The 19857-nt window shown below is 72.3% G+C and carries 20 protein-coding genes; 12 read left to right on the forward strand and 8 right to left on the reverse strand.

Annotated elements, in window-relative coordinates; translation table 11 throughout:
* Positions 1-38 precede the first annotated feature (38 nt).
* Genes AC0VYP_RS10760 through AC0VYP_RS10770 form a run of 3 tightly spaced genes read right to left on the reverse strand, consistent with a single transcriptional unit; the run spans position 39 to position 2628 of the window.
* Positions 39-695, reverse strand: coding sequence for a CoA-transferase (locus tag AC0VYP_RS10760; protein WP_475473811.1), 657 nt, complete (start codon positions 693-695; stop codon positions 39-41).
* Positions 696-730: 35 nt separating this feature from the next.
* Positions 731-1426 (reverse strand): 3-oxoacid CoA-transferase subunit A, encoded by a 696-nt coding sequence (locus AC0VYP_RS10765; RefSeq protein WP_475473813.1) that lies wholly within the window; start codon positions 1424-1426, stop codon positions 731-733.
* A complete protein-coding gene (locus AC0VYP_RS10770) occupies positions 1423-2628 on the reverse strand; it encodes a thiolase family protein (RefSeq protein ID WP_475473815.1) in 1206 nt (401 codons plus the stop codon). Before AC0VYP_RS10770 ends, AC0VYP_RS10765 begins: the two co-directional genes overlap by 4 nt.
* A 71-nt stretch (positions 2629-2699) precedes the next feature.
* On the opposite strand from AC0VYP_RS10770, the gene AC0VYP_RS10775 reads away from it, so the two are divergent.
* On the forward strand, positions 2700-3581 hold the full coding sequence (locus AC0VYP_RS10775; protein ID WP_475473817.1) for a LysR substrate-binding domain-containing protein: 882 nt from the start codon (positions 2700-2702) through the stop codon (positions 3579-3581).
* Positions 3582-3758: 177 nt separating this feature from the next.
* Positions 3759-4037 (forward strand): hypothetical protein, encoded by a 279-nt coding sequence (locus tag AC0VYP_RS10780; RefSeq protein ID WP_475473818.1) that lies wholly within the window; start codon positions 3759-3761, stop codon positions 4035-4037.
* 92 nt (positions 4038-4129) lie between these two features.
* Here AC0VYP_RS10780 and AC0VYP_RS10785 read toward each other — a convergent pair whose 3' ends face one another.
* Together AC0VYP_RS10785 and AC0VYP_RS10790 are read right to left on the reverse strand one after the other, a co-directional pair.
* Entirely contained in the window at positions 4130-6121 is a 1992-nt protein-coding gene (locus AC0VYP_RS10785; RefSeq protein ID WP_475473820.1) for a hypothetical protein, read from the reverse strand.
* 386 nt (positions 6122-6507) lie between these two features.
* Positions 6508-6915 (reverse strand): DUF6924 domain-containing protein, encoded by a 408-nt coding sequence (locus AC0VYP_RS10790; protein ID WP_475473822.1) that lies wholly within the window; start codon positions 6913-6915, stop codon positions 6508-6510.
* 270 nt (positions 6916-7185) lie between these two features.
* On the opposite strand from AC0VYP_RS10790, the gene casA reads away from it, so the two are divergent.
* The 8 genes from casA (at position 7186) to AC0VYP_RS10830 (ending at position 15308) form a co-directional block, all read left to right on the forward strand.
* On the forward strand, positions 7186-8826 hold the full coding sequence (gene casA / locus AC0VYP_RS10795; RefSeq protein WP_475473823.1) for a type I-E CRISPR-associated protein Cse1/CasA: 1641 nt from the start codon (positions 7186-7188) through the stop codon (positions 8824-8826).
* Complete coding sequence (gene casB, locus AC0VYP_RS10800; protein WP_475473825.1) at positions 8823-9506, forward strand: type I-E CRISPR-associated protein Cse2/CasB; 684 nt, start codon at positions 8823-8825, stop codon at positions 9504-9506. Before casA ends, casB begins: the two co-directional genes overlap by 4 nt.
* The gene (gene cas7e, locus AC0VYP_RS10805; RefSeq protein WP_475473827.1) at positions 9503-10639 is read left to right on the forward strand and encodes a type I-E CRISPR-associated protein Cas7/Cse4/CasC; all 1137 of its coding nucleotides are present in this window, start codon (positions 9503-9505) and stop codon (positions 10637-10639) included. The genes casB and cas7e overlap by 4 nt, the downstream gene beginning before the upstream one ends.
* Positions 10636-11406 carry a type I-E CRISPR-associated protein Cas5/CasD gene (cas5e, locus tag AC0VYP_RS10810; protein WP_285761456.1) on the forward strand — a complete coding sequence of 257 codons (771 nt, stop codon included), beginning with the start codon at positions 10636-10638 and terminating at the stop codon, positions 11404-11406. The genes cas7e and cas5e overlap by 4 nt, the downstream gene beginning before the upstream one ends.
* On the forward strand, positions 11403-12086 hold the full coding sequence (gene cas6e / locus AC0VYP_RS10815) for a type I-E CRISPR-associated protein Cas6/Cse3/CasE (protein WP_475473829.1): 684 nt from the start codon (positions 11403-11405) through the stop codon (positions 12084-12086). The genes cas5e and cas6e overlap by 4 nt, the downstream gene beginning before the upstream one ends.
* A 3-nt stretch (positions 12087-12089) precedes the next feature.
* A complete protein-coding gene (gene cas1e, locus AC0VYP_RS10820) occupies positions 12090-13088 on the forward strand; it encodes a type I-E CRISPR-associated endonuclease Cas1e (RefSeq protein WP_475473830.1) in 999 nt (332 codons plus the stop codon).
* A complete protein-coding gene (gene cas2e / locus AC0VYP_RS10825; protein WP_285761453.1) occupies positions 13085-13411 on the forward strand; it encodes a type I-E CRISPR-associated endoribonuclease Cas2e in 327 nt (108 codons plus the stop codon). Before cas1e ends, cas2e begins: the two co-directional genes overlap by 4 nt.
* A 703-nt stretch (positions 13412-14114) precedes the next feature.
* Entirely contained in the window at positions 14115-15308 is a 1194-nt protein-coding gene (locus tag AC0VYP_RS10830) for a UDP-N-acetylglucosamine--N-acetylmuramyl-(pentapeptide) pyrophosphoryl-undecaprenol N-acetylglucosamine transferase (RefSeq protein ID WP_475473831.1), read from the forward strand.
* A 141-nt stretch (positions 15309-15449) separates the two neighbouring features.
* Here the strand turns inward: AC0VYP_RS10830 and AC0VYP_RS10835 are convergent, their stop codons facing one another.
* The 3 genes from AC0VYP_RS10835 to AC0VYP_RS10845 form a co-directional block, all read right to left on the reverse strand.
* Positions 15450-16166, reverse strand: coding sequence for a lysostaphin resistance A-like protein (locus tag AC0VYP_RS10835; protein ID WP_475473833.1), 717 nt, complete (start codon positions 16164-16166; stop codon positions 15450-15452).
* 280 nt (positions 16167-16446) lie between these two features.
* The gene (locus AC0VYP_RS10840) at positions 16447-16998 is read right to left on the reverse strand and encodes a GNAT family N-acetyltransferase (RefSeq protein WP_475473835.1); all 552 of its coding nucleotides are present in this window, start codon (positions 16996-16998) and stop codon (positions 16447-16449) included.
* A 46-nt stretch (positions 16999-17044) separates the two neighbouring features.
* Positions 17045-17476 carry a DUF3592 domain-containing protein gene (locus tag AC0VYP_RS10845; protein WP_475473837.1) on the reverse strand — a complete coding sequence of 144 codons (432 nt, stop codon included), beginning with the start codon at positions 17474-17476 and terminating at the stop codon, positions 17045-17047.
* A 167-nt stretch (positions 17477-17643) separates the two neighbouring features.
* On the opposite strand from AC0VYP_RS10845, the gene AC0VYP_RS10850 reads away from it, so the two are divergent.
* Positions 17644-18363: a response regulator transcription factor gene (locus tag AC0VYP_RS10850; RefSeq protein WP_475473838.1), complete on the forward strand. Its 720-nt coding sequence runs from the start codon at positions 17644-17646 to the stop codon at positions 18361-18363.
* Positions 18363-19811: a sensor histidine kinase gene (locus AC0VYP_RS10855; protein ID WP_475473840.1), complete on the forward strand. Its 1449-nt coding sequence runs from the start codon at positions 18363-18365 to the stop codon at positions 19809-19811. The genes AC0VYP_RS10850 and AC0VYP_RS10855 overlap by 1 nt, the downstream gene beginning before the upstream one ends.
* The last annotated feature ends 46 nt before the right edge of the window (positions 19812-19857 follow it).

A 19857-nucleotide genomic window follows, 5' to 3' on the forward strand; every position in this document is an offset into this window, starting at 1 on the left:
CGGTGCTTCTGGTCGTGGCCGGCCCGCAGGGGCCCGGATCAGTCGTGGAGCGGGGCGTCGCAGAGCGCGATGTCGAGCCGTTCCGCGAGTTCGCTGGCGCCGACCCCGTACGTCTCCCGGATACGGATGCCCTCGGGGCCGACGTCGAAGACGCCGTGGTCGGTGTAGACACGGCTGACGCAGCCGACCCCGGTCAGCGGATAGGTGCACCGCGCTACGAGTTTCGCCTCACCGGAACGGGTGAGAAGGGGCATCATCACGTAGACGTCCTTGGCGCCGATGGCGAGGTCCATGGCACCGCCGACGGCGGGAACGTCGTCGGGTCGGCCCGTGTGCCAGTTGGCGAGGTCGCCGTTGAAGGCCACCTGGTAGGCGCCGAGGACACAGATGTCGAGGTGCCCGCCGCGCATCATCGCGAAGGAGTCGGCCTGGTGGAAGTACGCCGATCCGGGCAGCTCGGTCACCGGGACCTTGCCGGCGTTGGTCAGGTCGGGGTTGACGGCGTCGCCCTCGGCCTTCGGCCCCATGTTGAGCATGCCGTTCTCGGTGTGCAGCACCACCCCGGAGCCGATCGGCAGGTGGTCGGCGATCTTGGTGGGCTGCCCGATCCCGAGGTTGACGAAGGCGCCGGCCGGAATGTCGCGTGCGATGACGGCGGCCAGTTCGTCCATCGACAGGCGATGGTCGATGCTCATCGGTGCCCCGACGTGGGGCGGGTTGCCCGACGCGGTCATCGTGCCCCCTGGACGGTGTAGCGACGGGTCTGCACCTGCACGACCCGGTTGACGTAGATGGACGGGGTGACGACGGCTTCGGGGGCGAGCTTTCCGGCCTCGACGACCTCGTTGACCTGGACGATGGTCGTCGTCGCGGCCGTGGCCATGACCGGTCCGAAGTTGCGGGCGGTCTTGCGATAGGTGAGGTTGCCCAACGTATCCGCCCTGTGCGCGCCGATCAGCGCGTAATCGCCTTTGATGGGGTACTCCAGCAGGTATTTCCGACCGTCGATCTCGCGCTCCTCCTTGCCTTTGGCCAGTGGTGTGCCGACCGCCGTCGGGCAGTAGAAGGCGCCGATGCCGGCCCCGGCCGCGCGCATCCGCTCGGCGAGGTTGCCCTGCGGCACCACCTCCAGTTCGATCCTTCCCGCACGGTAGAGACCGTCGAAGACCCAGGAATCGGCCTGGCGGGGAAAGGAGCAGAGGACTTTGCGCACCTGGCCGGCCGCCAGCAGCGCGGCGAGCCCGACGTCGCCGTTGCCGGCGTTGTTGGACACGATGGTGAGGTCCTTCGCGCCCTGGCGGATGAGCGCTTCGATCAGGTCGAACGGCATACCCGCCAGGCCGAAGCCGCCGACGAGGACGGTGGCCCCGTCCTCGATCCCGGACACTGCCGCATCGGTGCTCCCGACGATCTCTGCCCGGCTCATCGGACCCGCTCCGCAACGTCGCAGTTCTCCAGGACGACGGCCAGTCCCTGGCCGACCCCGATGCAAATGGCTGCGAGGCCGTAGCGCTGCTTCGTCTCGCGCAGCACCTTGGCCAGGGTGGCGAGGAGGCGACCGCCGGAGGCACCCAGCGGGTGTCCGATCGCGATGGCGCCGCCCTTCTGGTTGACGATGGCGGGGTCGATCCTCCACCCGTCGAGGCAGGCGAGCGCCTGCACGGCGAAGGCCTCGTTGAGTTCGACCGCGCCCACCTGGTCCCAGCCGATCCCGGCCCGCGCCAGCGCACGGTTGGCGGCCTCGACCGGGGCATAACCGAAGTCCTGCGGGTCCAGCGCCATCACCCCGCGCCCGGCGATGCGGGCGAGCGGGTCGGCCCCGATCCCGGCCGCGGCCTTCTCGCTGCCCAGCAGCATCGCGGAGGCGCCGTCGTTGAGGGGGCTGGCGTTGCCCGCGGTGATGGTGCCGCCCTGCTCCGGTGTGCGAAACACCGGCTTGAGGGTGGCCAGTACCTCCGGCGTGGATCCGGTCCGGATGCCCTCGTCCCGGTCCAGGTTGACCCCCTGGACCGGTGCCACGAGGTCGTCGTAGAAACCTGATTCCCATGCTTGGTCGGCCAACCGGTGGGAGCGGGCGGCGAACACGTCCTGTCGTTCCCGGGAGATCCCGAAGCGCTCCTGGAGCTGCTCGTTGGCCTCGCCGAGGCTGACCGTCCACTCCTTCGGCATCCGCGGGTTGACCAGACGCCAGCCGAGCGTGGTTGACACCGCGGTGAGGTCACCGGCCGGGAACGGTTTCGCCGGCTTGGGCAACACCCACGGCGCCCGCGTCATCGACTCCACGCCGCCGGCCAGCACCACCTCGGCGTCGCCGGACTCGATCGTGCGGCTGGCCGTCATCGCCGCGTCGAGGCTGGAGCCGCACAGCCGATTGACCGTGGTACCCGGCACGCTCACCGGTAGTCCGGCGAGCAGCGCCGCCATGCGGCCGACGTTGCGGTTGTCCTCCCCGGCGCCGTTCGCGTTGCCCCACACCACGTCGTCGATCGCGGCGGGGTCGAGCCCCGGCACTTTGGCAAGCGTCGAGGTGATCGCGGCTGCGGCGAGGTCGTCGGGGCGGACACCGGCCAGCGCGCCGTTGAAGCGACCGAACGGCGTCCGCGTCGCGGCGTACAGGAAAGCACTCATATCAGCGACGGTAATCCCTGGCCGCGATATCTTGAAGTATGCATATCCACGCCTATTGATATGGACGAAATATGGATCTGCGTCATCTTCGGTACTTCGTGGCGGTGGCGGAGGAATGCCACTTCGGTCGGGCCGCCGAGCGGCTCCACATGGCCCAGCCGCCGCTCTCCCAGCAGATCCGTCAACTCGAAGCCGAACTCGGTGTCGAGCTGCTCCGGCGCACGACGCGCCGCGTCGGCCTCACCGAGGCCGGCCGGGCCTACCTGGAGCGGGCGCGCGCGATTCTCGCCGACGTTGACGAGGCCACCCACCACGCGCGTCGCGTCGCCTCCGGCTCGGTAGGCCATCTGGCGCTCGGATGCGTGGGTTCGGCGACATACAGCCTCCTGCCCACGCTCTCCCGTCGGCTTTCGGCGCAACTCCCCGGCGTTGACTTCTCCTTCCGCGGCGACATGCTGGCGCCCGACCAGGTCGAGGCGTTGCGGACCGGGACGATCGATGTCGCGCTGCTGCGCCCCCCGGCGGTCGGCCCCTCCCTCGTCGTGCACACCCTGCGCCGGGACCGGCTCGTCGTCGCCCTGCCGGTTGACCACCGCCTGGCGCGCCGCAAACGCCTGCGCGCCGCGGACCTCGCCGGTGTCGATCTGATCGTGCACTCCGCCGACCGCCGGTCGGTGATGTACGACATCGTGCTGGGCCTCCTGCGCGACGGCGGCGTCGAGCCGCGCATCCGCCACGAGGTCGGCGAGACCTCGACGCTGGTGACCCTCGTGGCCGGCGGCCTCGGCGTGGCGGTCGTGCCCGAACCCGTGGCGGCGCTGGCACTCGACGGCGTCGTCTACCGGCCGCTGGCCGGGGCCGACGCACGGGTGGAACTTGCCGTCGCCCACCGCCCGGACCGCTTTGAGCCCCACCTGGCGCGCACCGTGGAGATCATTCGGGCAGCGGTGTGAGTACCGCACCCGGACAGGCGCACCGGGCGCAACCCCTGGCACAGGTCGCGCACGCGGGGACAGATCTGGCATTTCCCCAGGTCAAAATAGTTTTGATGGGCGTGGTGGGTGCGGTATCCGGTGGGCGGGCTGGTGGAATCAGGACGCCGGATCGTTACTCTCTGTCATTGGAGTGCTGTGAAAAGCATCGTCACCGTTCTTGCGACCGCCGGACTGGTTCTGGCCCACGCCGTCCCCGCCTCCGCCGCGAACGGCACGCTCACGCTCGGCCCCACCTCCATCACCAACCCCAGCGGGTGCTACAGCAGCGACATGTGGCCGTTGAGCGTCCGGAACCAGACCGACGAAACGGCCATCGTCTTCAGCGGACGCAACTGCCACGGAACCCTGGTCGGTGAGGTCGAGCCCGGTGGCCAGGGGGTGTTCGAGTTCGGGACCAGCGTTTTCATTCCGTGAGCAAGCCCCGGCCCTGAGCGTGCCGTGTTCCAGGACCGCGACGTCGAGCGGTGGCCCCACCGGGGGCGTGCCCGCGGGCGGTCCGGCCGGGGTCACGTGACGAGCCGGGCCCGGACCTCCTCGCGTGCCGCGCGCAGCCGCTCCACCTCGTCGGCGTGCACCCTGACCGGCCGGGCGTGCTCGGGGCGGTCCAGGACGGTCGTCTCGTCGGCGAGCCGCAGCACCCGGCGGCGCGCTTCCTCCGGCAGGGTCGCGTCGCCCGCGACGCGCAGCGCGGCCTCCAGGGCGCGTCCGGAACGCTCCCGGAAACGGTGCTCCCACAGGCCCGTTCCGCCTTCCGCCAGGGAGACGGCGACGGTGGCGAACCCGCGCCGCACGTACGGCGGCTGCTCGGGCGCCTCCAGCAGCGACGCGCAGGCGGCCTCCATCGGAGTGATGCCCCGCAGCCTCGCGCGCACCAGGCACAGGGCGTGCCGGGCGGCGCCCGAGCCCTTTCCGCCGCCGTGGGCCGGGGCGACGAGTTCGGCCTCCGTGGCCAGGTCCTCCTCCCGGCCCCGGCCGACGGCCCCGCGCACCATCAGGCGCACGGGCAGCGACCACTGGCGCTTGTCGCGCAGCACGGCGTTGACGACCTTCCCCGCTGCGGGGGCGTCCACCCCGGCGAGGGCCGCCGTGTACACCACGAGCGCAGGCGGGGCGTCCGTGTAAGGGGTCGGCTTGACGAAGAGGCGCTTGCGCCAGGTGCGCGCGAACGGGGCGAGGTCCTGCGGGCGCAGGGCGTTTGCGCCCGAGAGCAGTTCGAGCAGGACCGCGAGGGCGGGCTCGTCGAGGTCCTCGCGCGCCAGCGCCGCCCGCAGGCCGTCCAGGTGCCGGGCGACGACGGTCTCGCGCAGCTCGATCGCCGCGTTGCGGTCGGGTCCGTGCGCGAGATCGAATCCGGGGCTCGGGGGCAGTCCGGCCGACGCGCGCACCTCGTCGACGGCGTCGGGCCAGGCGGCCGCGGTCGCCACGGCCCCGGGCGCCGTCGCAAGGCCGGGGCGCAGGGGGTGGGAGTGGTCGGCGCGCAGACCGTCCACGGTCACGGGGCTCCGGGTCCAGCGGTCGGCGATGACGACACGGAGCCAGGACGGCACCCGCTCGTCGCGGAGCGCGCGCAGGGCGTTGTCCCGGCCGCTCGCGCCGTAGCGGCCGACCAGGCGCAGGGCGACCTCCGCGACGCGTGCGCCGGAGTCCTCGCCGCCGTGCGTTCTGATGTCCTCGGCGAGTGCGACGGCAGCGGCCACGGGGTCCCCGCCGTCGGCCTCGACCAGGTCGAGGTAGGTGGTGGCCTCGCGTCCGGCCAGGGCCGAGGCCCGGGCGGCCCGCACCGCTTCGGCGGTGTCGTCCCAGGCGGTGAGGACGCGGGAGTCGGCGCGGCCCTGCCCGGCCAGTGCGGCGGCGGCCCGGCGCGCCCCGGGGTGGTCCGCCGCCAGGGCGTGGGCGACCACGGGGGATGCCTCGGCGCCGAGGGCGTCCACGCCGTCGGGGGACAGCGTGGTGTCGAGGTCGGCGGGGGTCAGCGCCGACCGGATGCGCAGGGCCCGGACCGCTGGGGCGAGGAGGTCGCGCATCCCGGGGTGTGCGACGAGGGCGTGCAGGAGCGCCTCCTCGCCGTCGCGCAAGGGGGCCGGTCCCGACCGGTCGTCGCCGAGGACCGCCAGGCGGGTGCGCCATGCGTCGGCGAGCGTGTGATCGACCCGCTCGGGGGAGGCGTCGCGGTGCAGTACGAACGACTCGGTGTCGCTGCGCCCGCCCAGGACGGCGAAGCCGTGCGGCTCCAGGAGCGACAGGGCGCGGGCGACGACGGCGCGGTCGCCGCCGAAGAAGACGCGCTGGGGGCGGACGAGGGTGCCGCCGCGGCCGAAGCCGTTGGCCTGGGTGTGCCAGCCGACGTAGGGGTGGGAGGGGGGCAGGCCGCGCCGCTCGCGCTCCTCCTTCGCCAGGGTGTGCACCTCGTCCTGCATGACCAGGTGAGGGCCGGGCTCGATGAGGAGCACGCCCGGTGCCGCGCGGAGGGTGCCGAGGATGAGGGTGCGGTCCGACATGGGGCGAACCTACCGGGCGGGTGGGACAACCTCGCCGGTGCGGGACTTCGCGGCCCGGGGGAGCAGGGGCGCGTGTCGATTCCGACGGATCGGGGAGGGCGCCGTCACCGGGAGTGCCCTCTGGGCCGGCGTCCTCGGCCCGGACCGTGCGCATCCCCTCGGGTCCGGGCAAACGGTCACCGCGGTGGCAGGGACTCCTCGGCCGCGGCCCGGTCGGCCCGCCGCGGGTGCGGGGGCGCTCGTCGAGACGTACCCGGTTCGCCATTGCCCGGGCGGGCCCGTCCCGGAGCCCCGGCCATTAAAAATCTACGCCGTAAGGGTGAAGTTGAAGTGCTCCCGGCAGGGAGCGGCCCGAGCCCAGCATCCGCTCCCGGGCCGGGAACGCCTCAGAAGCCCTGCTGGACCTCGCCCTCCTCGACGTAGAAGTCCGTGAAGTCCATGTTCGCGATCGACAGGTTGTTCTCGATCGACTGGATGGCGCGGGGCGCGGCCCGAAACGCCAGGCCGGGCTCCTCGGACAGGTTGACGACCAGCAGCGGATGTCCGGGCTCGCGGACGGTCACGTCGTCCACCACCATCAGGAACGTGTGGCCGTACCCCTCGGGTACCAGTGCCATCAGCTCTTCCTTGGCGGCGCCCGTGTAAGCGGGGTCGTCGAGCAGGTTGACGTAGGCGAGGAAACCGTCGTCCTCGCTGGGCGCGCGCACGGCCTCGACGACGGCCGTCCAGACCGCGTCGTCGGAGTAGTCGGTGCGCACGATCAGTGCGTCGTCGGTGAGCGGCAGGGGTTGCATCGGTTCCGTCCGGGGCGGGGCGCCGACCGTTTCGGCGCGGAACGGCAATGTACCCGGGGCCACCGACACGGGCCCTCCGCCGCCCGACGCCCGGGAGGGGCGAGTCGTCCCCCCGGAACAATTTCGGTCACTCCGGGTAATCAAATCCAGCGATTTTCCGAATTCGCCCCGCGTGTCGCGGACGCCGCTGCCACGCTCGTCTCATCGGCGGACCACCGGTGTTTTCCAGGTGATCCGCGCCCCGCACGGTGCCCTGTGCGCCTCCGGTACGTGACGCGAACTCCTGGAGGGGTTATCACCGATTCACCATCCCCCGGCTACGGCCTGGCAACCTCGCCCTGGGTCGTTGCTCATGGGTGTGACCTGCTGGATTCTCCGGTCTCCCTGGGGCTCAAGGACGTCCTCCTGCGCGCCGGTGGGCTCGTCAACGTCGAACTCCCGCTCCCGCCCGCCTCGGCGATGCTGTGGCGTGTACTCGTAGTGATCACCGCGCGTGTCTCGGGGCTCGACGAGGCCGAGGACAAGACGGAGTGGCAGGACCGCCGCTCCGACCTCCTCGGCGCCGGCGCGCTCGACGCGGACGCGGTCGAGGGGTACTTCGCCGCACACGCCGACCGCTTCGACCTCTTCCACCCCGAACGCCCCTGGATGCAGGACCCCCGGCTGCGCACGGAGTGCCCCAAGCCCTCGGGTGTCAACAAGCTGGCGTGGGGCCGCACGGCCGGGCAGAACCAGGTGTGGCTGGGCGGCCACCACAACGACCTCGCCCCCAGGCCCCTCGGTGCGGCCGAGGCCGCCTGGCACCTGCTGGCCACCCTGGGCAACGGCCCCTCGGGCCGCTGCTCGGCGCGGGTGGTGCGCGGCCGCAACGAGGCCAACGTGACCGCCGGACCGCTGCGCGGCACCGTTTCCTACCACCCGGTGGGGCGCACCCTCTTCGAGAGCCTGATCCTCAACATCCCCTACCCGGGCGACGCCGAGCGCGCTCACGACCTCGCCCCGTGGGAGCGCCCCGACCTCGACGACCCGCTGGGCCTGCCCCCCGCCCCCGAGGGGCCGGCGGCGATGCTCATGGGCCAGGCCCGCCACGCCGTGCTCCTGGAGCCCTCGCCCGACGGCTCCGAGGTGGTGGACGCCTGGGTCACCTGGGCCCGGCGCGAACGCGTCGAGACGCCGCTGGACCCCTACCTCATCTACCAGCCCACCAAGGAGGGGCGGCTCTACGCGCGCCCCGCCGACGCCGACCGCGCCGTGTGGCGCGACCTCGACGCCCTGCTGCGCCACGGCGACACCAGAGGGAGGCGTCCGAACATCCTCGACGACTGCACCCAGCAGTCCGGCGTGCCCGCGGAGATCCTAAACGGGGCGCGACTGCGCGGCTTCGGGTTCGACCAGGACGGCCAGACCCGGGACCGCCAGTGGTTCGCCGCCACCACGCCCGAGGTCCTGCGTTGGCTGGCCGAACGCGACGAGGAGGGCACCGAACGGGTGCGGACGCTGCGCCGCATCGGCCTGGCCCGCGCCTCCGCCGAGGCGCTCGGCCGCCGCCTGGACAACGCGTGCAAGGACGCCTGGAAGGCCGCGAACAGCCCCGGCGGGGGAGGGCCGCGCACCGACACCGGCAGCGGGCCGTGGGCGCGCCCGGCCGCGAGCCGTTACTGGCCGCGCGCGGAGGCGGCGTTCTGGGACATCGCCCACGACCGTTCCACCAGCGGTTACGCCCGGGGCGCCGCCGGTCCCGGCAACGCCTTCAACCTGGCGGCGCTGGCCGCCTACGACCAGGTCACCGGGCCCTACTGCGAGCGCCCCCGGGTGGCCCGGGTCGTGGAGCGCTTCCGCAGCACCCTGTTCGACAACTGGCAACCCGCCAGGGCCCAGAAAGACACGAGAACCAAGGAGGTGGGCGCGTGACCGACAGCGAACGGATCCTCGCCCGCGCGGACCGGCTCGTCGAGCGGGTCCGCGCCCTGGTCGTCAAGGAGCCCGCGAGCCGTGCGGCACTGCGCCGCGGGGTCGGGCTCACCCCGGACGACCCCCGCATGATCCCCGCGCACCGCATCGTCGCGCCCTTCACCGCAGGGGAGCGGGCTGCCACCGAGCGTGCCTTCTACGCCGTGGCCGCGATGATGGCCGCCCAGTCAAGGACAGCCCGCGACGCCGATGGCGCGGCGAAGGACGAACCGGAGGAGCAGGCAGCACCGGAACAGGAAACAGCTCCCACCGCTGTCGCGGAGCAGGCGACCACCGCGCCGCAAGGCCCGGCCCCCAAGCGGCTCAACCTCGGTGCGACCCTCGCCGACGCAGTCCTGCACGGCGAGGCCAAGGCCGACACCACCGAGCAGCGCCTGCACCTGCTGGCCCGCCAGCCGTTGGAGGGCGTGCACCGCCACCTGCCGCGCCTGGTGCTGCACCTGCGCGCCGACCACGTGGCCCTGGACTGGGGCCTGCTCGCCCGCGACCTCGCCCGCTGGGGCCGCACCCCCCGCCAGGTCGCCAAGGAGTGGGTGCAGACCTACCACCGGGCGCTGGAGACCGCGCGCCGCACGAACGACACGACCACCCCCACCGACGAAGAGAGCAAAGCCGCATGACATCGCCCCTGTACCTGGACGTCCACGCCCTGCAGACCCTGCCCTACTCCAACGTCAACCGCGACGACCTCGGATCGCCCAAGACGGTCGTCTACGGAGGAAAGGAGCGCACCCGCGTGTCCAGCCAGAGCTGGAAACGCGCGGTGCGCCACCAGGTCGAGCAGCGCCTGGGCGACTCCGCGGTGCGCACCCGCCGCCTCATCGGCCAGGTCGCCGAGCGCCTGGTGGCGCGCGGCTGGGACGCCGCCCTCGCCGAGCACGGCGGCCGCCAGATCGTGTTGTCGGTGGCCAAGGGCGGCATCAAGCTGGAGAAAGAGAAGGAGGGCGAACCGCCCGCGACCTCCGTGCTGTTCTACCTCCCCGTCTCGGCCATCGACGCCCTCGCCGGCATCGCCGCCGACCACAAGGAGGAGATCGCCAAGGAAGCAGCGAAGAAGACCCCCAAGGCAATCCTGCCCGGCGAGCCGATCGTTGCCGTGCTCAGCAGCCGCAACGCCACCGTCAACCTGTTCGGCCGGATGCTCGCCGAACTGCCCTCCACCGAGGTCAACGGCGCCGTGCAGTTCGCGCACGCCTTCACCGTGCACGGCACCGCCGTCGAGGTGGACTTCTTCACCGCCGTGGACGACGTGCCCAAGGACAACGACCGCGGCAGCGGCCACATGAACGCCGGCCAGTTCAGCGCCGGCACGTTCTACCGCTACGCCAACATCGACCTCGCCGGGCTGCTGCGCAACCTCGACGGTGACGCCGCCACCGCGCGCGAACTCGTCACGGAGTTCCTGCGCGCCTTCGTGCAGACCGTGCCCTCGGGCAAGCAGAACGCCACCGCCGCCATGACCCTGCCCGACCTGGTGCACGTGGCGGTGCGCGCCGACCGCCCCGTCTCCTTCGCGCCCGCCTTCGAGACCGCGCTGTACGGCGCGGACGGCTACGCGGCCCGCGCCCGCGACGAACTCGACGCCTACGCGCGGCGCGTCCAACAGCTGTGGTGGCAGGACAGCCTCATCCTTGGCGGTTACGCAGCCCGGGATGACAAGGACGAGCTCACCGGGCTGGGACGGCAGCACGACTCCTACCCCGGGCTCATCGACGCCGCTGTCACGGCCGCGTTCCAGCGGGACCAGGCGTGAGCGGACTGCTGCTGCGCCTGGCCGGGCCCATGCAGAGCTGGGGTGAGCACAGCGCCTTCGGTGAACGCGACACCCTGCCCTACCCCACACGCTCGGGCCTGATCGGCATGTTCGCCGCGGCCCAGGGCGTGCAGCGGGGCGAACCCCTGGAGCGCTACGCCGAACTGGAGCTGACCGTGCGCGTGGACCGGCCCGGCGTGCGCATGGTTGACTTCCACACCGTGGGCGGCGGACTGCCCCGCGACCGGACGGTTCCCACGGCCGAGGGCAAGCGCCGGGGCGAGAACCAGACGACCATCGTCACCCGGCGCTCCTATCTCGCAGACGCCGTGTTCACGGTGGCCGTCACCGGCCCCGCCACCCACGACATCGCCGACGCCCTGCTCACCCCGCACTGGCAGCCCTATCTGGGGCGGCGTTCCTTCGTCCCCGACCCCCTGCTGGTGCTGCGCCGCAGCGTCGCCGACCCCGTCGCCGAACTGCTGGGTGCCGTGCCGCTGCCCTACCGCCGGATGTCCGGCACCGATGCGGAGACCGTCGTGGACGTGCTGTACGAGCGCGACCCCGGCGGGGAGGGCCCCGAGCGGACGCTGGCCGTGCTCAGCGACGTCCCGCGCTCCTTCGCGTCCGCGAGCAGGCGGTACGCCACCCGCCGTATCAGCATCGTGCCCACCGGGGTCCCGGCCGCACTCGTGTCCGGGACATCCGGTGACTACCAGGACCGCGTGTTCGCCTACGCGGGACTCGACACCGGGGAGTCGCCATGACGTGGCTGACCAGAATCACCGCCGACCTGCGGAACAGGGAGGTCCGCGCCGATTTCCGCAGCGCGGGCGAACTCCACCGCAGGCTCATCAGGCTCGTGCCCGGCCTCGGCAGCGCGCCGCTGCCCGACCCGCGCCGCCGAGGGGGGCTGCTGTTCCGGGTTGACGAGACCCGAAGCGGCGTCCAGTTACTGGTGCAGAGCACCGACCGGTTGAAGACCGACGTCCTGCGCGGCGGCTACGGCGACGTCCAGAGCCGCGACCTCACCCCCTTCCTCGGACGGCTGGAGAAGGGGCGGGCCGTGCGCTACCGGATCGTGGCCAGCCCGGTGAGCCGGCTGGGCAAGTCCGAGCACAACGCCGAACGCCTCGGCCTGGACGCCGGGACCCCCGCCAGGGCCTACACCCGGCCGCTGCGCGGGGCCGAGGCCGACGCCTGGTGGGCCGACCGCGCGGCCACCAACGGCCTGGACCTGCGCAGCGCCGCTTCGACGGGCCTGGACGACGCCCGCGACGACGGGACCAGCACCCGCAGGCGCGGCATCAAGCACCCGGTGGTCCGCTTCGAGGGCACCGCCGTCATCGCAGACGCCGAGGCGGTGCGCGCGGCCGTGCTCACCGGTATCGGCCGCGGCAAGTCGCACGGGTGCGGGCTGCTCAGCCTCGCCTTCGCGGAAGGGTGAGGCATGGGAGCCGAGGACAACGCCCGGAAACTGCTGGCCCGCCCCACCCTCGCCATGCTGCCCAGGGTGTCGGACGGATTGTCGTTCCTGTTCGCCGACATCTGCCGGATCGTGCAGACCGACACCGGCGTGTGCGCGGAGATCGAGACCGAGGCCTCCGGTGTGCAACGCGTGCCCATCCCCACCGCGTCGCTGGCGTGCGTGCTGCTGGGGCCGGGCACCTCCATCACCGGCCGGGCGATGGAGACGTTCATGCGGCACAACACCACCGTCGTCAACTGCGGTGCGGGAGGCATCCTCAACTACGGGAGCTTCCCCGCGCCCAACCGCACCGTCAAGTGGCTCGACCGCCAGGCCCGCGCCTACGCCGACGGCGAGCGCAGGCTCGACGTCGCAACACGTATGTACGAGATGCGGTTCGACGAGGAGGTAGCCGAGGGCACCTCGATCGAACGGCTGCGTGCGCTCGAAGGCCAGCGCATGAAGGCCCTGTACCGGCAGTTGGCCGCGAAGAACGGGGTGAAGCCGTTCAAGCGCAGCTACGACCCCGGCGACTGGGACGAGCAGTCCCCGGTGAACAAGGCGCTGTCCTCGGCCAACGCCGCGCTGTACGGGGTGGCGCACTCGGTGATCGCCCACCTGGGGTGCTCGGCTGGGCTGGGGTTCGTGCACTCGGGAAAGCAGCACTCGTTCGTGTTCGACGTCGCCGACCTCTACAAGGCGCGCATGACCCTCCCGCTTGCCTTCGCACTGCACGACTCCTCCTCGCCGGAGGGGGAGGCGCGGGTCCGGCTGCGCCGCAACCTCACGCTCTACCGCCTGATCCCGCGCATGGTCCGCGACATCCAGGAACTCCTCGACCCGGGAGCGGACGAGGACGACGACGATGAGCCCCTCGGCGCGGGTCCCTGGCCGGTGGTCAACCTGTGGGACCCGCTCGTGGGCGCGGTCGCCGGCGGAGTGAACTACGCCGACCGCGCGGTGGACGGGGAGGGGCGGTGACCAGGCTCGTGGTGATCTCCACGACGGCCGTCCCGGACCGGGTGCGCGGGGCGCTGTCGCGCTGGATGCTGGAGCCGGTGGCCGGCGTCTACGTGGGGACGATGAGCGCCCGCGTCCGCGACGAGCTGTGGGAGGTCGTGAGCGCGTCGGTGGAGGACGGCGCGGCCGTCTGCGTCCACCCCGACGACAACGAGCAGGGCTTCACGATCCGCACGGCGGGGGAGCGCCGCCGCATCCCCGTCGACTTCGACGGACTGCGGCTGATCGGCCTCTCCCCGCTGGAGAAGGACGAGCCCACGGCGATCCTGCCGGACGGGTGGTGAGGGGAGGGCTTCCTGCATTCAACCCGACAAAACGGAATATCTCATTATGATAATGCGCTGCAAAGCCGCAGGTCGTTAACTGTGACCCCCGCGCAGGCGGGGATGGGCCTTAGTTTTTCGGTCAATGGGGGTGAAAGCGTATGTGACCCCCGCGCAGGCGGGGATGGGCCGCCGTCGCGGCGCCTCCACGCCGCCCCCGCCGCGTGACCCCCGCGCAGGCGGGGATGGACCTCGCGTGTGCGCTGCCAACGTCGGTCGTAGCCCGTGCCCCCCGCGCAGGCGCGAACGGTCGGCGCCCGCCCGTGAATTACTGCGCACGGGAGCGTTGCCCTCCCCGCGCAGAGGTGCGCGCATCCTCCGGGCGTTCCCGCAGGCAGGGGCGGGGCGCCTCCCGTTTGCTCCTGATCCGACCCCGCCCGCACCGATTCCGAGGTCGGTCCCCTACGTCCGGATTCCCTGCCCCGTAGGGGTATCCGCGTCGGCCGCGAATACAGCGACCACCGTGAACACGCGGTACAACTGACGGACCCCGTTTTTTCCGGACAGGAAGAACAAGGGGCCCAGTGAGCGCTTCCCCCTTACGCCGAACGGCCCTTGAGGACGGGGGCGTTCCGCGTGTCCGGACGCCGATTCCCGAGCACGACAGCCGTCGAAGAAACCCACTACGGCACAGCGAGCCCCGGTGCAGCCAGATTGGAACCTTGTGAACAGTGACGACGCCACCCGTCGCCCGCCCGAACCCGAGCCGGCCTTCCGCCTGATCGTCACCGGAGGCGGGACGGGCGGCCACACCTACCCCGCCCTCACCGCCGTGCGCACGCTGCGCGCACGGCTCGCGGCGGCAGGCAGAGGACTGGAAGTCCTGTGGGTGGGAACGGCCGACAGCCTGGAGTCCCGTATCGCGGCGGCCGAGCAGATCCCCTTCGCGGCGGTCGCCACCGGCAAGATCCGCCGCTCCGCGAATCCGCTCAAGCTGGTCTCCCGGGAAAACGTCAAGGACATGAGCAACGTCCCCCGCGGAGTCGCCCAGGCCCGCAGGCTTGTCTCCGACTTCCGCCCCGACGTGGTGCTCGCCACCGGCGGCTACGTCGCCGTCCCCGTCGGCCTGGCCGCCAAGGTCTGCCGCCGCCCGCTGGTGGTCCACGAACAGACGGTCCGGCTGGGCCTGGCCAACCGGGTGCTCGCCCGCGTCGCGGCCCGGGTCGCCGTCTCCTCCGAGTTGACCATCCCGCTGCTGTCCGACTCCTCCCGCGAGAATGTCGTCGTGACGGGCAACCCGGTACGGCCCGAGGTGCTTTCCGGCAACGCCGACCACGCCGTCAAGGCCCTGGAGTTCAACGGCCACGACCCGGAGCTGCCCACCGTCTACGTCACCGGCGGGGCACAGGGATCGGCCCAGATCAACACGACCGTGCAGGCCCTCCTGCCGTGGCTGCTGCCGCGCGCCAACGTCGTCCACCAGTGCGGTGCGGCGAACCTGGACGCGCTCCGTCAGAGCGCCGCGGCGCTGCCCGGCGACCTGGCGGCCCGGTACCACCTGACCGACTTCGTCGGCCCCGAACTCCCCGACGTCCTCGCGCTGGCCGATGTAGTGGTCTCCCGCAGCGGCGCCGGGACGATCGCGGAGCTGACCGCGCTGGGCAAGGCCGCCGTCTTCATCCCGCTGGCCTCCTCCGCCGGTAACGAGCAGGCGCACAACGCCCGCCATTTGCAGGAAGCCGACGCCGCCGTGGCGCTGCTGGAGGAGGTGTCCGCCGAGCGCCTGCGCGAAGCGGTGGAGCCACTGCTGGCCGACCCCGGACTGCGTTGCGCCATCGCCGAGCGGGCCCGGTCCCACGGTCGGCCCGACGCGGCGGAGCGGCTGGTTGACGTCATGCTGTCCGCCGCCGCCGACTAGGCACCGCTCCTCGGAAGCGGGAGGGCGGCGCGGGGTCTGTCCTTGCAGTGTGGACCGCGTGCCCGGGCGTCGTGGACTCTGCGACGACCCCAGGGGCGAGGCGGGTGCGCACCGGTCCGGTGGACCGGTGCGCACCGTGGGTCACATGGCGGTGGGGACCAGGGCGAAGATCGCGATGCCGATGGCGTTGTTGACCGCGTGCACGACCACCCCGGGCCAGACCGATCCGCTGCGGCGGTAGAGCTCGGCGGTGATCAGCCCGACGATCAGGGCCGAGGGGAAGACGACGTTGACGCCGTGCATGAGCGCGAACACCACGGCACTGCCCACCACGCCGACCAGGGCGCCGTAGCGCAGCAGCACGGTGGTCACCACGCCGCGGAACAGGAACTCCTCGCCGATGGGCGTGATCACGGCCAGGGTCAGCATCATCAGCACCAGCGCCCCCGCGCCGGCACTGGCCCCGGCGACATAGCTGGCCTGGGTGTCGGTCTCCACGTCGAACAGCGCGGTGAACAGGGGCACGGTCACGATCTTGGCGATCAGCGCGAGGAACCCTCCGGCGACGCCGATCAGCAGCCAGCGCACGGTGGTGGGGCGTACGCCGAAGGCGTGCCAGGAGCGCACGCGCACCAGCACGGCCACGGCGAAGGCGACCAGCCCGGCGCCGCCACTGAGCAGACCCGAGACGATGCCGGCGGTGGGCCCGCTCATACCCAGCTGGTTCAGCAGCGACGCCAGCGAGAACGTGACGAGCGCCATCACCACCAGTCCCACGACGAGCTCGATCCATCCGGGGCGCGGCGCGTTCAGGGGCGTGCCCGGTTCGTCGCGGAGGGAGGAGTGTGAACGGTTCACCGGTCGGGGTCCTTTCCCAGGGCGGTTCTGCACGGCAGACCGTGGGCCGTTCGCCCCGGTGGGGAGAGCGGCCCGGCGATCGCAATGGATCACTTGTGCCCCCGAAACACCGCACTATTCAAGAAAGGCGGTCCCGACAGGAAGTCCAAGGGAGCCCAGGGGCCGGGCAGCGCCGGGACCACGTCTTGGCTGTTCGTCACCGAGCGGTCCGTGCACGAGCGCGTCGGCCGCCCTCCTCGCCGAGCCCGACCTGTCCTCGGCGGGAGCGCGCGGCCCTCACCTACCCGTGGGAGCGAGCGCGCCCCGCAGCCGGGGGACGTTTTAGGGAGTAGAGGGCGCAAGGGGTGCCGCAGTGCCGGATGTCGTGGCGGTACGTCATCCCCAGGCGGCGCATCACCGCCAGGGACGGGGTGTTGTCGTGTTCGGCGAACGCCACCACCTCGTCGGCCCCCAACTCGCCGAACGCGAAGTCCAGGCCCGCGCGGCCGATCTCGGTGGCGTAGCCGCGCCCGCGCAGACCGGGACGGACCTCCCAGCCGGCCTCCCAGCGGTCGATGTCCTCCACCCGCTGCAACGAGACGCCGCCGCGCCCGACCACCGCGCCGCTCGCGGCGTCATAGGCCATCCACTGCTGGGCGCCGTGCAGAGCCCACCCCGCCGCGCAGCGCTGCGCCGAGCGGGTCGCGGCCTCCCGGTCCCACGCTTCGCCCGGGGAGGGAACGGCCTCCTCCCGGTGGAGTTCCAACAGGTCCTCGATGTGCTCGGGGCCTACCGGTTCCAACCGCAGGCGCGGGGTCGTGCGCACCCGCCGCCGCACAGCGAAGTCGTTCACCGGCCCAATCTATGCGGTGCGGGGCGCGACGGCCGGCGCGACGCGGTCAGCCCAGCAGTCGCGACACCAAAATCACGGCCCCCACCAGGAAGAACAGGCCGCCCACGGCGACGAGGAGCACCGCTCCGCCGATCTGGTTCTTCGCCTCGACGATCTCGGCCTGCCGGGGATCGGCCGGATCGTAGGCCACCGTCACCGGCTGCCCCTGCCGCAGCAGGGTGTGCGACACCGCGATCTTCTGCTGCACCCGGACCGGGTCGCCGTTGACCGTGCGGAACTCGAACACCGCGGCCCGGTTGCGGCGACGGTTGGTGGAGGAATAACCGACCTGGCCGACGATCGTGCCCCCGACCCGCACCCCCGTGGAGCGCAGCCGGGAGGTCCGCAGCAACTGGCGTACGCCGACCACGGCGGCCAGTCCGCCGATCCCGAGCATCATGATGATCGGCATGACACGTTCCATCTGCTCGCCGAGCATGGCGGCCTCCGTTGCTGGGGGACGGGTCCGACCACGCTAGCGTGCAGGCTCTGCGCGGTGCCGTTTCCCCGGCGGTGGGCATGCGCACCACGGTTCTCTTACCCGGTTCTGACCCTGAGCGGCTACGCTGGCGCGCTGTCGCCCTCCCCACTCCTGTTGGAGGCAGTGTGCCTGGTCAGAGCGGTTCGACCGCGGCCGTCCTCATCGTCGAGGACGAACCCAACATCCTTGAGCTGCTCACCGCCTCCCTGGAGCTCAGCGGCTTCCACGCCCGCGGCGCGGGAACCGGGGCGAAGGCCCTGGAGGTGGCCGCCGAGTGGCGGCCCGACATCGTCGTCCTCGACGTCATGCTGCCCGACCTCGACGGCTTCGCGGTGGCGCAGCGGTTGCGCGCCGCCGCCCCGGACCTGCCGGTGCTCTTCCTGACGGCCCGCGACGGGGTGGCCGACCGGGTCGCGGGGCTGCGGGCCGGGGCCGACGACTACGTCACCAAGCCCTTCAGCCTGGAAGAGGTGGTCCTGCGCATCACCGCGATCCTGCGCCGCACACGCTCGGCGGCACCGGCCCCGGCCCCGGAATGCCTGCGCTACGCCGACCTCGAACTGGACGAGGGCCTGCGGGAGGTGCGTCGCGCGGGCCGGCCGGTGCGACTCTCGCCCACCGAGTTCAACCTGCTGCGCTACCTGCTGGTCAACGCCGAGAGCGTCGTCAGCAAATCCCAGATCATGGACCGGGTGTGGGGGCAGGACGCCGGTGACAGCCGCGTCGTGGAGTCCTACATCAGCTACCTGCGCCGCAAGATCGACACCGGGGCCGAACCGCTGATCCGCACCGTGTGGGGGATCGGCTACACCCTGCGCCGCTCCGCCACCCCCGCGGGCACCTGATGCGTCGTCCCCACGGCCTGCGCGGGCGCCTGGTGCTGGCCGTCCTGGCCCTGACCGCCGCCTGCCTGGTCGCGTTCAGCCTGGTCGGAGTGGTACTGCTGCAACGGTCGCTGCTCGACGACATCGACGGACGCCTCCGTGAACTCGCCAGGCCAGTGGCGATGGGGCCGCCCCCCGACACCCCCGAGCAGGTACCGGGACCGCGCGCGCCCACCGACTACCGCATCGTCGCCCTCGACGAGGCGGGGGACGTGCTCTGGAGTACGGGACAGGGCCAGGGCGACACCGGAGACCCCGACCTCGGCGGCGTCAACGGCGCCGACGTGGGAGGTGACCCTTTCACTCTGGACGACGTCGCCGGAGGCAGCGACTGGCGTGCCATCGCGATGCGCACCACCGATGGCGAAACGATCGTGGTGGCGCGCTCCCTCGCCTCGATCGACGACACCCTCACCCGGCTGCTGCTCATCGAGTGTGTGATGGGGGTGCTGCTGCTGGCCGCGCTGGGCGCGGGCGCGGTGGCGATCGTGCGGATCCAGCTGCGCCCCCTGGAACGCATCGAGCGCACCGCCGAGGCCATCGCCGCCGGGGCCCTGGACGAACGCATCACCGACCCCGACCCCCGAACCGAGACCGGGCGCCTGGCGGCCTCCATCAACACGATGCTGGCGGAGCTGGCGAGGGCGCTGGACGAGCGCTCCCGCTCCGAGGCGCGGATGCGGCGGTTCGTGGCCGACGCCTCCCATGAACTGCGTACCCCGCTCGCCTCCATCCGCGGGTTCGCGGAGTTGCACCGGCAGAGCCGCAGCGCGGGCGCGCCCCCCGACGGTGGAGGAGTGGACCGGTGGATGGAGCGCATCGAATCGGAGGCGTCGCGTATGGGGCGGCTCGTGGACGACCTGCTGTTCCTGGCCCGTTTCGACGAGGAACCCGACCTCCGGGCCGACGACGTGGAGCTGGCGGGGATCACCCGCGAGGCGGTCGCCGACGCGCGGGCCCGCGCGCCGCACACCGTCCTGGAGCTGGACGCGCCGTCTGCGATCCGGCTGGTGGGCGACGAGTTGCGACTGCGCCAGGTGCTGGTCAACCTGATCGGCAACAGCCTGGTCCACACCCCGCCGGGTACACCCGTGCGGGTGTCGGTGCGCCGCTCCGGCATCCGCGCCCCGGAGCCGGGCGCGGTGGTCTCGGGCCGACTGCCCGCGGGAACCCGGACCGTCGCGGTGCTCACCGTGCGCGACGAGGGCCCCGGTATCCCTGCCGGGGCGGCGGCGCACGCCTTCGACCGCTTCTACCGGGTGGACGCGGCGCGCTCGCGTGCCGCGGGCGGGGCCGGCCTGGGGTTGGCGATCTCCGCGGTGATCGTGACCGCTCACGAGGGCAGGGTGGAACTGGTCAGCCGGGAGGAGCGGGGAACGTCGGTGACGGTTCTGCTGCCCCTGGAGTGAACCGTCACCACGTACGGAAAGGAGCCCCCGCACGGCCCTCCTTCCT

It is taken from the genome of Nocardiopsis sp. iso_186 (assembly GCF_056173365.1).

What these genes read in the sequence shown, in the direction of transcription:
- AC0VYP_RS10760 (WP_475473811.1), bottom strand. Translation starts at nt 695, where the DNA reads ATGAGCATCGACCATCGCCTGTCGATGGACGAACTGGCCGCCGTCATC.
- AC0VYP_RS10765 (WP_475473813.1), bottom strand. Translation starts at nt 1,426, where the DNA reads ATGAGCCGGGCAGAGATCGTCGGGAGCACCGATGCGGCAGTGTCCGGG.
- AC0VYP_RS10770 (WP_475473815.1), bottom strand. Translation starts at nt 2,628, where the DNA reads ATGAGTGCTTTCCTGTACGCCGCGACGCGGACGCCGTTCGGTCGCTTC.
- AC0VYP_RS10775 (WP_475473817.1), top strand. Translation starts at nt 2,700, where the DNA reads ATGGATCTGCGTCATCTTCGGTACTTCGTGGCGGTGGCGGAGGAATGC.
- AC0VYP_RS10785 (WP_475473820.1), bottom strand. Translation starts at nt 6,121, where the DNA reads ATGTCGGACCGCACCCTCATCCTCGGCACCCTCCGCGCGGCACCGGGC.
- AC0VYP_RS10790 (WP_475473822.1), bottom strand. Translation starts at nt 6,915, where the DNA reads ATGCAACCCCTGCCGCTCACCGACGACGCACTGATCGTGCGCACCGAC.
- cas7e (WP_475473827.1), top strand. Translation starts at nt 9,503, where the DNA reads ATGACATCGCCCCTGTACCTGGACGTCCACGCCCTGCAGACCCTGCCC.
- cas6e (WP_475473829.1), top strand. Translation starts at nt 11,403, where the DNA reads ATGACGTGGCTGACCAGAATCACCGCCGACCTGCGGAACAGGGAGGTC.
- cas1e (WP_475473830.1), top strand. Translation starts at nt 12,090, where the DNA reads ATGGGAGCCGAGGACAACGCCCGGAAACTGCTGGCCCGCCCCACCCTC.
- AC0VYP_RS10845 (WP_475473837.1), bottom strand. Translation starts at nt 17,476, where the DNA reads ATGCTCGGCGAGCAGATGGAACGTGTCATGCCGATCATCATGATGCTC.
- AC0VYP_RS10855 (WP_475473840.1), top strand. Translation starts at nt 18,363, where the DNA reads ATGCGTCGTCCCCACGGCCTGCGCGGGCGCCTGGTGCTGGCCGTCCTG.